Raw genomic sequence first — 11,968 nt, 5'->3', positions numbered from 1 at the left:
GGTGCCCGCCACGGTTGCCTGCTCGGCGAGCAGGTGAAGCATCGCCGCATCCGCGGCGGCCCGTGTCTGGGTGGCGGGGCAGTCGTCACGACCGCACCGGCACGACAGGTGGGCGTCCAACCTGGCCAGCGGACCGATCGCGTCCGCGCGGCGCTGTTCGCGGGTGCGCGGGTCATCGGCACATACCGTGGCGGCCAGGGCGTCCAGGCGTTGATCCAGTGCCACCGCGTCGGCGGCGTCGATGTTGGCCCAGATGGTGGCTTTGCCGGGGCTGCCCGGTTCGATCTGGACGAACCGTTCCTCGGTGATGTCGGGCGGGACCCGCTGCCCGTTGGGGTCGAGTTTGGCGACCCACTGATCGACCCGATCACGTAACTGCCGTTCGGACAGTCGCATCCATCGGTGGGCGCGGGCGGCCAGTTCGGTATCCAGCCCGGCCCACACCGCCGGATCGACGATGCCGGTGCGGGTGATGATCATGCGTATCACCCGGTAGTCGATGTCGCCGACGGCGAACCGGGCCGCGACTTGGGGCAGTTTGTCGCGCAGTACTCGGGCGTGGTGTATCTGGGTGCCGGCGCGGCCCCGGCTGATCCGCATTGCTGCTGAGATTTCGGCGGCCACCTCTTCGAACGGATCGGTGCGCCACAAGATCGAGTCGATCAGTTCCTGTTCGCGCAGTGAGTCCAGTGTTCCGATGGCGGCCAGTCGGGCGGCGATGGCCACCGATTCGGCGCGGGCGGCCGCACTGATCTGGTCGATCAGCGCGGCACCGGAATCACCCTCGAACATGTGTTCGACACTACCCCGCTCCACCGACACGATTACGCGGAAAGAGGTTCAGGGTGACGACGATCTTGGTAGGCGCCACACTTGGCGCATGGGCCTTTTCGGTGGGAACCACGACGATTCGAGTGATCTGCGCCGTCGCGTCGAGCAACTTGAGCGACGAGTCGCCGCGCTGGAGCGGGCCGCCGCGGCAGCGGGGCACCCGGTTTCGCTGNGTTGGACGGGTGGGTGGGTCCGTGCGGCCAGGGTGTGGTGTGGTCGATGTCGCAGCGCGCCGCGGGGGCGTTGCAGCCGGGGAACCGGCATGTCAGGTCGCGCCAGCGGATGAATTCCGATAAGGCGACTGAGGGGCGATACCCGGGCTCGGCGGCCGGATCGGTGGGCCCGACAGGGGCAGTCGGTTCGGTCGGTTCGGTCGGCCCAGTCGGTTCGGTCGGCCCGGCAGGTTCGGTGGGCTCGGCTGGCATTCGGACGGGCTTGATCTTGGCGTTGCTGGCCAGGTTGCGCACCGTCTCGGCCGGCACGATGCCATACCCCAGCAGATATCCGGGAGCGTTCGAGGTGCCCGCCACGGTTGCCTGCTCGGCGAGCAGGTGAAGCATCGCCGCATCCGCGGCGGCCCGTGTCTGGGTGGCGGGGCAGTCGTCACGACCGCACCGGCACGACAGGTGGGCGTCCAACCTGGCCAGCGGACCGATCGCGTCCGCGCGGCGCTGTTCGCGGGTGCGCGGGTCATCGGCACATACCGTGGCGGCCAGGGCGTCCAGGCGTTGATCCAGTGCCACCGCGTCGGCGGCGTCGATGTTGGCCCAGATGGTGGCTTTGCCGGGGCTGCCCGGTTCGATCTGGACGAACCGTTCCTCGGTGATGTCGGGCGGGACCCGCTGCCCGTTGGGGTCGAGTTTGGCGACCCACTGATCGACCCGATCACGTAACTGCCGTTCGGACAGTCGCATCCATCGGTGGGCGCGGGCGGCCAGTTCGGTATCCAGCCCGGCCCACACCGCCGGATCGACGATGCCGGTGCGGGTGATGATCATGCGTATCACCCGGTAGTCGATGTCGCCGACGGCGAACCGGGCCGCGACTTGGGGCAGTTTGTCGCGCAGTACTCGGGCGTGGTGTATCTGGGTGCCGGCGCGGCCCCGGCTGATCCGCATTGCTGCTGAGATTTCGGCGGCCACCTCTTCGAACGGATCGGTGCGCCACAAGATCGAGTCGATCAGTTCCTGTTCGCGCAGTGAGTCCAGTGTTCCGATGGCGGCCAGTCGGGCGGCGATGGCCACCGATTCGGCGCGGGCGGCCGCACTGATCTGGTCGATCAGCGCGGCACCGGAATCACCCTCGAACATGTGTTCGACACTACCCCGCTCCACCGACACGATTACGCGGAAAGAGGTTCAGGGTGACGACGATCTTGGTAGGCGCCACACTTGGCGCATGGGCCTTTTCGGTGGGAACCACGACGATTCGAGTGATCTGCGCCGTCGCGTCGAGCAACTTGAGCGACGAGTCGCCGCGCTGGAGCGGGCCGCCGCGGCAGCGGGGCACCCGGTTTCGCTGCCGCCGACGGGGCAGCCCGCCGAGATGATGGCCAGCCAGATGGTCCGCCAGCTCGCCCTTCAGGGCAACAAGATCGCCGCGATCAAGCTGTTGCGTGATGAGACCGGATTGGGGCTCAAGGAGGCCAAGGACGTCGTCGAACGGCTGGCCTAACTACCCAGCGCCAGGCTCCACGCCGCCAGCTTGTCCTCGAACCGCATGGTCTGAGCCGGGCTGGTGGACGGTGCCCGCAGGCAGGGCATCGGGGGAGTGCCGACCAACCGCCGGTAGTTCGCCTCGGCGGCGGCGCCGTTGAACACCAGCCGCTCGAGCGTGGGGTGTGCGGCGAAGAATGCGGCGAAATCATTGGGCACCATGCTGTCCCGCTCCACCGCGGAGTCCAGGCTGCCGATGCGCCGGCAGGAACGCAGCACATCCCAGACCGCAATGTCGTGTGCGCACAGGGCGGCCACCCGTTCTGCGTAGGGTGCATCAGCACCAAAACCGAAGACCGAGCCGGTGATCCGCCAGAAGGTGTTGCGGGGATTGCCGTAGTACTCGCCGGAGGCCAATGACATCACGCTGGGCATGTTGCCCAGGATCAGCACCCGCGGCCGGTCGCCGACGAGCGGCGCCAGCCCGTGCAGGAGCTCGCTCATCGACTGGCGAGCAGGTCGGACACGGTGACGAATCGATAGCCTGCCGAGCGCAATTCGTCGACGATTCGCGGGATGGCCGACCGCGACGCCGCCCGGCTGCCGTACATGACGTGCAGCAGGATGATCGAACCCGGCCGAACACGTGAAACCGTCTCGGCGACGATCGCATCCGCGTCGGCCTCGGTGGCCGAGTCGGGTTCGACGTCCCAGGTGACCGAGGTCCGATCATGGGTGGACAGGTAGCGCGGCAGGGTCCACAGCTTCTTTCCGTAGGGCGGCCGGAAGGTGATCGGGCCCTGGTACCCCGTCGCCCGGATCGCGGCGTCGGTCCGTTCGATCTCATCGGCCACGGTGCCTGGCGACATCAGCACCATGCGCTGATGCGAGTAGCTGTGATTGCCGATCTCGTGGCCGGCGGCCCAGATGGCCGCGCCATGTTCGGGTGCGGCGTCCAATTCGCGGCCGGTCAGATAGAAGGTGGCCGGCACCCGAACGTCGGCAAGGATCTTCAGCACCTCGGGCGTCAGATCCGTCGGGCCGTCATCGAGGGTCAGCGCCACCACCTTGTCGGGTGTCTCGACGCGGTCCACCAACCGGCCGGCCAACTGGAATGTCCGTGCGTTCGACACGCAGTACCCGCATGCCGTCACACCCAGGATGACGACCAGCGCTACCGCCACCCCCCACAGCCATCGACGCATCCTGCCTGTATACCCGTACCCACGCGGGCGCCCCGAACGGGTGTGGGGGAGATGTCACGTTCGGGGCGCCATGTCGTGGGTCGTCAGCTCAGGTGATGGACCTCCTGCAGTCCGTACACCGGCGTTGCCAGGCCTTCGTAGCGGGCCTTGAGCTGCAACGCCAAATACAGTGAGTAATGGCGGGATTGGTGCAGATTGCCGCCGTGCAGCCACAGGTTGGGCTGTTGGGTGGGCTTCCACATGTTGCGTTGTTCGCCTTCCCACGGCCCCGGATCCTTGGTGGTGCCCGAGCCCAGGCCCCAGACCTTGCCGATCCGGTCGGCGACCTCCTGGCTGATCAGGTCGGCCGCCCAGCCGTTCATGGAGCCGAATCCGGTGGCGTACACCACCACATCGGCGGGAAGTTCGGTGCCGTCGGCCAGGATCACCGAGTTCTCGGTGAGGCGGTCCACCTCGCCGTGCGCGAGTTTGACGCTGCCGTCGGCGATCAGCTCGCAGGCGCCTACGTCGATGTAGTAGCCCGAGCCGCGGCGCAGATACTTCATGAACAAGCCGGAATCGTCGTCGCCGAAGTCCAGGTCGAATCCGGCGGCTTCCAGGCGGGCGTAGAAGTCCTTGTCGCGCTGACGGATTGCGTCGTAGATGGGTCGCTGGAAGTCGGCCATGATGCGGTAGGGCAGTGACGCGAATGTCAGATCCGCTTTCTCGGTGGTCATTCCCGCCGCCACCGCACGCTCGGAGTACAGGTCGCCCAGCCCCAATTCCATCAGCGAGTCCGACTTGACCACGTGCGTCGAGGACCGCTGCACCATCGTCACATCGACGTCGTTCTCGTACAACGCCTTGCAGATGTCGTGCGCCGAATTGTTCGACCCGATGACCACGGCGCGCTTACCGACGTATCGGTCGGGGCCGGGGTGGTGGCTGGAGTGGTGTTGATCGCCGCGGAAGATCTCCTGGCCGGGCAGTGTCGGGACGTTGGGCTTGCCCGACATCCCCGTCGCCAGCACCAGGTGCGTGGGATGGAGCGTGACGCGGCTGCCGGCGCGGTCCACCTCGACCGTCCAGCGCTGTTCGGCTTCGTCGTAGGACGCCGAGAGGCACGTCGTCGAACTCCAGTACGGCACTTCCATGACCCGGGTGTAGAACTCCAACCAGTCGCCGATCTTGTCCTTGGGCGCGAAGACCGGCCAGTTCGGCGGGAACGGCAGGTAGGGCAGGTGGTCGTACCAGACCGGGTCGTGCAGGCACAGCGACTTGTAACGCTTGCGCCACTGGTCGCCCGGCCGCTCGTGCTTGTCGACGACGATCGCGGGCACGCCGAGCTGGCGGAGCCGGGCCCCGAGCGCGATGCCGCCCTGGCCGCCGCCGATCACCAAGATGTAGGGCTGCTCGGAGTAACCCAGCGTCAGCTCCTCGTCGAGCCGCTTCTCGGCCCACGACCGGGTGTCGGGATCGGAGCCGTGGACCGCGCCCAGCGGCCGGGTGGCGCCCTTTCTTTCCTCGTGGCCCTTGAGTTCCTGCAGCGTGGTGAGCAGGGTCCAGCCCTCTTCGTCCCGAAGCCGCAGATGGCCCTTGCCACGCCCGGTCGCGGTCTCGAACTCGATGAACGCCGAGGTGATGACGTGCTCGCCGTCGAAATCCTCGGTCGGGGTCTCACTGGTGCGGAACCCGGTCGGGTCGGTGTCGTGCAGCCGTGCGGTCAGCATGTCGGCGATGCCCTCGCGGCCCTCGACGGTCTTCAGATTCCAGGTGAACGCCACCAGGTCGCGCCAGAAACTGTCGGTGGCGAACTTGCCTACGACGCGGTCGATGTCCCGATCTGCCAGGGCGGACTCGAAGTCGGCCAACCAGGCGTCAACCCGTTCCTGCGGTGACAGCGTGGCCAGTGGTGCAGCGGTGGTCTGAGTCATGTGAGTCAGCCCACACCGTGTCAAACACCGCGACAAGGGTTGCACGGGGTTGCAGCGTCCATGACGTTTGCCTGCGCAAACAAGGCTCGCAACGTATTGCAACCCTTACGCCGCCGCGCCCGCTGGCCTAGAAACGACCACCATGAAAGCAGCCGTGTACTACGGACCCAACAAGGTCGAAGTGGCCGATGTCCCCGAGCCCGACCCGAAGCCCGGCACCGTCAAGATCAAGGTCGGATTCAACGGAATCTGCGGCACTGACCTGCATGAATACTATGCGGGCCCGATCTTCGTGCCCACCGAGCCGCATCCGTTGACCGGGCAGCAGCTGCCGTTGACCATGGGCCACGAATTCTCCGGGACGATCACCGACGTCGGCGCAGGCGTCACCGGCTACGAGCCGGGCGACCGGGTCGCGATCGAGCCGATCTACCGGTGTGGCCGGTGCGCACCATGCCGCGCAGGCACGTACAACGTCTGTCAGCAGATCGGATTCCACGGGCTGATGTCCGACGGTGGCATGGCCGAATACGCCGTGGTGCCCGCCGACATGCTGCACCGGCTGCCCGACAACGTCTCGCTGGAATTGGGCGCGCTCGTCGAACCGATGTCGGTTGCCTATCACGCCGCCACGCTGGGCGAGGTCGGTCCGCTGCATACCGCGGTGATCTTCGGGGCCGGTCCGATCGGCATCGGGCTGTGGTTTGCGCTGCGGGGCAAGGGGCTTGACGAGGTTTACGTGGTCGAGCCGTCGCCGACGCGGCGGGCGGCCATCGAGACGCTCGGGGCGCGGACGCTGGATCCGACGACCATCGACGTGCCTGCGTTCATCACCGATCACACCGAGGGACGCGGCGCTGACGCGGCATACGACGCCGCGGGCGTGGCGCCGGCAATCGCGGCGGCCACGGCCTGTGTCGGCGCGCGCAAGCCGACCGTCAGCGTCGCGATCTACGAGAAACCGCTACCGACACCGCTGCTCAATCTGGTGATGAACGAATCCCGGATCCAGGGTTCACTCTGCTACACCTCGGCGGATTTCGAGGCCGTCATCGACCTGATGGCACAAGGGGTTTACGACACGACCGGATGGGTGACGCCCATCGCGATCGACGACGTCATCGACGAGGGATTCGAAGCCCTGCACGCGGGCAAGAAGATGAAGGTCCTGGTCAACCCGAACGGAGAAGCATCGTGACACTGGACGGCAAGGTAGCACTGGTCACCGGAGCCGGCCGGGGGATCGGCCGGGGTATCGCCCTGCGGCTCGCTCGGGACGGCGCCGATGTCGCGCTCGTCGACGTGACGGCGGACGGAATCAATGCCGTCGCGCAGGAGATCACCGAAATCGGGTCCAAGACAACGACTTTCGTCGCCGACGTGAGCGACCGCGAGGCGGTGTATGCGGCGATCGAACATGCCGCCGCCGCGCTGGGCGGATTCGACGTGATGGTCAACAACGCCGGGGTGGCACTGGTCGGCCCGATCGCAGAGGTCACGCCCGCGGACGTGGCACGAGTATGGAAGATCAACGTCGACGGCGTGCTGTGGGGAATCCAGGCCGCGGCAGCCAAATTCGTCGAGCTGGGCCGGCCCGGCAAGATCATCAACGCCTCCTCGATCGCCGGGCACGACGGCTTCGCGATGCTCGGGGTGTACAGCGCCACCAAGTTCGCGGTGCGTGGGCTGACCCAGGCCGCGGCCAAGGAGTACGCCTCGGCCGGCATCACCGTCAACGCGTACTGCCCGGGCATCGTCGGCACCGACATGTGGATCGAGATCGACAAGCGGTTCGCCGAGCTCACCGGTGCGGCTGAAGGGGAGACGTTCCAGAAGTACGCGGGCGGCATCGCCCTCGGCCGGCCGGAAACTCCCGAGGACGTGGCCGGATTCGTGTCCTATCTGGCCGGCCCGGACGCCGATTACATGACCGGTCAGGCCGGTCTGATCGACGGAGGGCTGGTCTATCGGTAGGGGCGCCGTGGCGCATCGCTGTGATGTGGAGCACAATCAGCGGTGATGGCAGGTTCGCAGGTTCCCGAACCCGCGGTCTCCTCCGGTGAGGACCCGCGGCGTTACGCCATGCTGTTGTCGGCCGTGTACGACGCGACCATGTCGGGAGATCGCGCGCCCGCCCGTCCTCGCGCGGTCATCGAAGACTCGTGGAACAGATTGCGGGCCAAAGGGATAAACCCCGACCGCCACACTCCGCCGCGGGTGGAGACCGCCGGGCTCGACTTGCTGCGGCAGCAGTCCGGGCTGCTGGCGGTGCTCGACGATGTCACGCGCGGGCTCGAATCGGTGATCGAAGAGGGCGACAACATCCTGGTCATCGCCGATGCGCGCGGGCGGGTGCTGTGGCGGTCCGGATCGCCGCGGGTGCTCAGTCTCGCCGACCGGCTCGGGTTCATCGAGGGTGCCACCTGGAGTGAGAACGCGGTGGGCACCAACGGGATCGGCACCGCACTCGCGTCGCACCGTGCGGTACAGATCTTCTCGGCCGAACATTTCCTGCGCAGCCACCACCCGTGGACGTGCGCCGGCGCCCCGATCCGCGACCCGCGAACCGGTCAGGTGATCGGCATCGTGGACGTCTCGGGTCCGGCCGCCACGGTGCACCCCACCACGGTGGCGCTGGTGGATCTGGTCGCCCGGCTGGCCGAATCCCAATTGCGCGAGGCGCACGACCGCACGTTGAACGTGCTGCGGACGGTGGCGGCGCCCATCCTGGCCAGGGTGGGACGGCCCGCGCTGGCGGTCGACGTCGACGGATGGGTGGCCGCCGTCGACTCGCTGCCGATGCACAATCGGATCCTGTTGCCGGAGAACGGGTTGCCCGGGAGGGTCTGGATCCCGCCGCTGGGGATGTGCGATGTGGAGTCGTTGCCGGGTGGCTGGCTGGTCCGAGTCGCCGACGACGCCGAATCCACCGCCGCACCGTCGCGGGTCATCCTCGACCTGCGTGATGGTGAACCATCGCTGGAGATGGCCGGACAGTTCGGCAGCTGGCGGCGCAGCATCTCCAGCCGCCATGCCGAGATCCTGCTGGTGCTGGCGACCAGCAGACAGGGCCGGTCGGCGCCCGAGCTGGCCGAGGACCTCTACGGCGACCGGTCCCGCGTGGTGACGGTGCGGGCCGAGATGTCGCGGCTGCGTAAGCAGTTCGTCGGTTTGGTGGCCGGCAAGCCGTACCGCTTCGGGGATTCGGTGATCGTCGACGTCCGCTATCCCCAAGACATGTCCGCTCTGCTGACCTCATCGACAGCTCCGGCGATTCACGCGGTGCGCGGTATACCTTGACCTGATGACGGCCGACCCGAGTCTTCTTGATGGCCTCGACGGCGAGGCGGGTGCACAGCGTGCCGAGCTGGTCGAATGGTTGCTGGGTCGCGGCATCACCGCCGACCAGATCCGGCAGGCGGTGACGCCGATGCTGCTGGCCTCGCGCCGGGTGGCCGGGGACGACGGAACCTACGTGTCGACTCGCGAGATCAGCGAGCAGACCGGGCTCGACGTCGCGTTGGTGCAGCGATTGCAGCGCGCGATGGGTCTGCCCACAGTCGAGGATCCCGATGCCGCGGTGCTGTTGCGGGCCGACGCCGAGGCGGTGGGTTTCGCCGAGCGCTTCCTGGAGCTGGGCATCGACCCGGATCAGGTCGTGCTGATCACCCGGGTGCTGAGCGAGGGGCTCGGCCGGGCCGCCGAGGTGATGCGCTATGCGGCGCTGTCGGCGGTGCTGACACCGGGGGCCACCGAATTGGAGACCGCGAAGGCGTCCGAGGCGCTGGTGGCCGAGGCGGCGCCGCTGATCGGCCCGATGATCCGGGACATGTTGTTCGTCCAGTTGCGGCATGCGATGGAGACCGAGGCGGTCAGTGCCTCCGAGCGGGCCGAGGGCGTGCCACTGCCCGGCGCCCGGTCGGTCACCATCGCGTTCGCCGACATCGTGGGTTTCACCCGGCTCGGTGAGGTGGTGCAACCCGAAGACCTTGAGCGGCTGGCGAATCGACTCGCCGATGCGGCGCGTGAGGTGGCCGTGCCGCCGGTGCGGCTGATCAAGACGATCGGCGACGCGGTGATGTTCGTCAGCCCCGATCCGGCGGCGCTGCTGGATGCCGTGCTGAAGCTGGTGGCGACGACCGAGACCGACGAGGATTTCCCGCGCCTGCGGGTCGGGCTGGCCACCGGGATGGCGGTGCGCCGGGCCGGTGACTGGTTCGGCGGTTCGGTGAACCTGGCCAGCCGGGTGACCGGGGCGGCGCGGGCCGGAACGGTGCTGGTGGCCGAATCCACCCGGACCGCGATCGCCGAGTCAGACGGTGACGCGAACCGGTTCAGCTGGTCGTTCGCCGGTGCCCGTCACCTCAAGGGCGTCAAGAACGACGTCAAGCTGTTCCGGGCCCGCCGGGCGCAGAGCTTTATCGAATCTTCATCGAACGACTAGGGCAGCCACATCGATCCTCGGCAGGGTTGAGGTGGAGACGCCTGAACACGATGTGATGGAGGAACGCGTACCGATGTCGAAACTGATGATGCTGAGCGCCGGCGCGGCGGTCGCGACGGCCCTGCTGGCCGGCTGTGGCAACGAGAGCGCCGACCGGACCGCCGAGCCGGTGACGACCACGTCGACCACGTCTGCGGCGGCCAGCCCGGGAGTCACCAGCGAGGCACACAACGACGCCGATGTGATGTTCGCGCAGCACATGATTCCGCACCATCAGCAGGCCGTCGAGATGAGCGAAGGTCTGCTGACCAAGAAGGACATCGATCCGCGGGTCAGTGAGCTGGCCACCCAGATCAAGGCCGCGCAGGGTCCCGAGATCGCCCAGATGCAGGGGTGGCTGCAGGCTTGGGGCAACCCGCCGATGCCGCCGATGCCGTCGACCCCGAAGGGCGACATGGGGCACGGTGACATGGGCCACGGCGGCATGCCCGAAGGCGGCATGCCGGAAGACATGCCCGCCATGGAGGGCATGGTGTCGGAGGCCGATATGAACGCGCTACGTGACGCACAGGGCGTCGAGGCGGCCAAGCTGTACCTGACGCACATGATCGCCCACCACGAGGGCGCGATCACCATGGCCGAGGACGAGATCGACGACGGTCAGTACCCGCCGGCGGTCGAGATGGCCCGCACCATCGTGGCGACTCAGAAGCAGGAGATCGACACCATGCGCCAGATCCTGGGCACGCTCTAACCGGTCGGCAGGATGATCGTGAAGGTCGTCCCGGCGTCGGGACCGGCGCTGGAGCTGGTCACGCTGATGCGCCCGCCGTGGGCCTCGACCAGGGCCTTCACGATCGCCAGGCCGATGCCCGAGCCGCCGTGGTCGCGGTCGCGGGCGGTATCGGCGCGGTAGAAGCGTTCGAAGACATGGGGCAGATGCTCGGCCGGGATTCCCTCACCGGTGTCGGTCACGGTCAGTTCGACCGTATCGGAGTCCGCGCTCATGCCCGCCTCGATCGTCACCTGGCCCCCGGCCGGGGTGTGGCGCAGAGCGTTGTCGAGCAGGTTGCCCAGGATCTGCGCCAGCCGGTGCGGATCGGCCCACAGGGACGGCAGATTCTCGGGTACCCGCCGGTGCAGCCCCACGCCTTTGTCGTCGAAGCGGTCCTGGGCGGCGGCGACCGCGGCCGCGACCACGGTATGCGCAGCCACCGGGGACGGGGTCACCGTGGCCGGGGTCTCCTCGGCCTGGGCCAGGGCGGCGGCGTCGCCTGCGAACCGGACCAGCCGGTGGGTCTGCTGACGCAGCATCGAGACGGTCTCGGGGTCAAGGGTTCTCACGCCGTCCTCGATGGCTTCGAAGTAGGCCTCCAGCACCGAGACGGGGGTGCGGATCTCGTGGGCCAGATCGCTGAACAGCCTGCGGCGGCCGGCGTCGACGGCCTCCAGCCGCCCCGCCATCTGATTGAAAGAGTTTGCCAGGGAGTCGAAATCGTCACCGAGGTGCGCGGGTGGGACGCGGGAGTCGTAGTGGCCGTCGGCGATCGCCGTGGCCGCCTGAGCTACCTGGGTCAGCGACTTTTGCAGGCGTCTGCCGAGATACCAGGTCACGATGAGGGCGGCCAGCACCGCCACGCCCAGCGCCACCGCGACCGAGATGAAGGTGGCGTATACGTAGGCCTCTTCGGCATGCATCTGCTCGGCCGAGTCTCCGGATACCCCGGCGCGGTGCAGATGTTCGCGAAAAAGCGGCGGCCCGACGACGGCGGCCACCAGGCCGGTGGTGCTCGCGCCGGTGGCCAGCACCAGGGCCTGCGCCGAGAGCAGCCGGGTCCGCAGGCCGGCGGTCATCGCTGGGTGTCCTGCCCGGTGCCCATCCGGTATCCGACGCCGCGCACGGTCATCACGCACCGCGGG

12 protein-coding genes are annotated in these 11,968 nt (G+C 67.9%); 6 read left to right on the top strand and 6 right to left on the bottom strand.

Annotated features, from left to right (window positions below):
• Positions 1 to 792 (bottom strand): DUF222 domain-containing protein (locus BN4332_RS12480; protein WP_160110839.1); only part of this gene is annotated, 792 nt, incomplete at its 3' end.
• Positions 793 to 824: 32 nt separating this feature from the next.
• Positions 825 to 2,141: an HNH endonuclease signature motif containing protein gene (locus BN4332_RS34870; protein WP_084459259.1), complete on the bottom strand. Its 1,317-nt coding sequence runs from the start codon at positions 2,139 to 2,141 to the stop codon at positions 825 to 827.
• 88 nt (positions 2,142 to 2,229) lie between these two features.
• On the opposite strand from BN4332_RS34870, the gene BN4332_RS12470 reads away from it, so the two are divergent.
• Entirely contained in the window at positions 2,230 to 2,505 is a 276-nt protein-coding gene (locus tag BN4332_RS12470; RefSeq protein ID WP_066898734.1) for a ribosomal protein L7/L12, read from the top strand.
• Here the strand turns inward: BN4332_RS12470 and BN4332_RS12465 are convergent.
• The 3 genes from BN4332_RS12465 to BN4332_RS12455 all read right to left on the bottom strand — a co-directional run bounded on the left by BN4332_RS12465 (position 2,502) and on the right by BN4332_RS12455 (position 5,604).
• A complete protein-coding gene (locus BN4332_RS12465; RefSeq protein ID WP_066898733.1) occupies positions 2,502 to 2,990 on the bottom strand; it encodes a DNA-deoxyinosine glycosylase in 489 nt (162 codons plus the stop codon). The genes BN4332_RS12470 and BN4332_RS12465 overlap by 4 nt on opposite strands.
• Positions 2,987 to 3,691, bottom strand: coding sequence for a polysaccharide deacetylase family protein (locus BN4332_RS12460; protein WP_066898732.1), 705 nt, complete (start codon positions 3,689 to 3,691; stop codon positions 2,987 to 2,989). The genes BN4332_RS12465 and BN4332_RS12460 overlap by 4 nt, the downstream gene beginning before the upstream one ends.
• Before the next feature lie 83 nt (positions 3,692 to 3,774).
• Complete coding sequence (locus BN4332_RS12455) at positions 3,775 to 5,604, bottom strand: flavin-containing monooxygenase (protein WP_066898731.1); 1,830 nt, start codon at positions 5,602 to 5,604, stop codon at positions 3,775 to 3,777.
• A 142-nt stretch (positions 5,605 to 5,746) separates the two neighbouring features.
• On the opposite strand from BN4332_RS12455, the gene BN4332_RS12450 reads away from it, so the two are divergent.
• The 5 genes from BN4332_RS12450 to BN4332_RS12430 all read left to right on the top strand — a co-directional run bounded on the left by BN4332_RS12450 (position 5,747) and on the right by BN4332_RS12430 (position 10,802).
• The gene (locus BN4332_RS12450) at positions 5,747 to 6,802 is read left to right on the top strand and encodes a 2,3-butanediol dehydrogenase (protein WP_066898730.1); all 1,056 of its coding nucleotides are present in this window, start codon (positions 5,747 to 5,749) and stop codon (positions 6,800 to 6,802) included.
• The gene (locus tag BN4332_RS12445) at positions 6,799 to 7,578 is read left to right on the top strand and encodes an acetoin reductase (protein WP_066898729.1); all 780 of its coding nucleotides are present in this window, start codon (positions 6,799 to 6,801) and stop codon (positions 7,576 to 7,578) included. Before BN4332_RS12450 ends, BN4332_RS12445 begins: the two co-directional genes overlap by 4 nt.
• Positions 7,579 to 7,623: 45 nt before the next feature.
• A complete protein-coding gene (locus tag BN4332_RS12440) occupies positions 7,624 to 8,904 on the top strand; it encodes a GAF domain-containing protein (protein ID WP_066898728.1) in 1,281 nt (426 codons plus the stop codon).
• 4 nt (positions 8,905 to 8,908) lie between these two features.
• Positions 8,909 to 10,048: an adenylate/guanylate cyclase domain-containing protein gene (locus BN4332_RS12435; protein ID WP_066898727.1), complete on the top strand. Its 1,140-nt coding sequence runs from the start codon at positions 8,909 to 8,911 to the stop codon at positions 10,046 to 10,048.
• A 73-nt stretch (positions 10,049 to 10,121) separates the two neighbouring features.
• On the top strand, positions 10,122 to 10,802 hold the full coding sequence (locus tag BN4332_RS12430) for a DUF305 domain-containing protein (protein WP_066898735.1): 681 nt from the start codon (positions 10,122 to 10,124) through the stop codon (positions 10,800 to 10,802).
• On the opposite strand, the gene BN4332_RS12425 is transcribed toward BN4332_RS12430, so the two are convergent.
• Positions 10,799 to 11,902, bottom strand: a complete 1,104-nt coding sequence (locus BN4332_RS12425) for a sensor histidine kinase (RefSeq protein ID WP_066898726.1) — start codon at positions 11,900 to 11,902, stop codon at positions 10,799 to 10,801. The genes BN4332_RS12430 and BN4332_RS12425 overlap by 4 nt on opposite strands.
• Positions 11,903 to 11,968 lie beyond the last annotated feature (66 nt).

Source organism: Mycolicibacterium houstonense (assembly GCF_900078665.2).
GTDB classification, from domain to species: Bacteria; Actinomycetota; Actinomycetes; order Mycobacteriales; family Mycobacteriaceae; genus Mycobacterium; species Mycobacterium houstonense.
This window is presented reverse-complemented; position numbering and strand designations above follow the sequence as displayed.

Bases quoted from the DNA above. Each gene is read 5' to 3' on its own strand.
- BN4332_RS12470 (WP_066898734.1), top strand. From the start codon at position 2,230: ATGGGCCTTTTCGGTGGGAACCACGACGATTCGAGTGATCTGCGCCGT.
- BN4332_RS12465 (WP_066898733.1), bottom strand. From the start codon at position 2,990: ATGAGCGAGCTCCTGCACGGGCTGGCGCCGCTCGTCGGCGACCGGCCG.
- BN4332_RS12460 (WP_066898732.1), bottom strand. From the start codon at position 3,691: ATGCGTCGATGGCTGTGGGGGGTGGCGGTAGCGCTGGTCGTCATCCTG.
- BN4332_RS12455 (WP_066898731.1), bottom strand. From the start codon at position 5,604: ATGACTCAGACCACCGCTGCACCACTGGCCACGCTGTCACCGCAGGAA.
- BN4332_RS12450 (WP_066898730.1), top strand. From the start codon at position 5,747: ATGAAAGCAGCCGTGTACTACGGACCCAACAAGGTCGAAGTGGCCGAT.
- BN4332_RS12440 (WP_066898728.1), top strand. From the start codon at position 7,624: ATGGCAGGTTCGCAGGTTCCCGAACCCGCGGTCTCCTCCGGTGAGGAC.
- BN4332_RS12435 (WP_066898727.1), top strand. From the start codon at position 8,909: ATGACGGCCGACCCGAGTCTTCTTGATGGCCTCGACGGCGAGGCGGGT.
- BN4332_RS12430 (WP_066898735.1), top strand. From the start codon at position 10,122: ATGTCGAAACTGATGATGCTGAGCGCCGGCGCGGCGGTCGCGACGGCC.
- BN4332_RS12425 (WP_066898726.1), bottom strand. From the start codon at position 11,902: ATGACCGCCGGCCTGCGGACCCGGCTGCTCTCGGCGCAGGCCCTGGTG.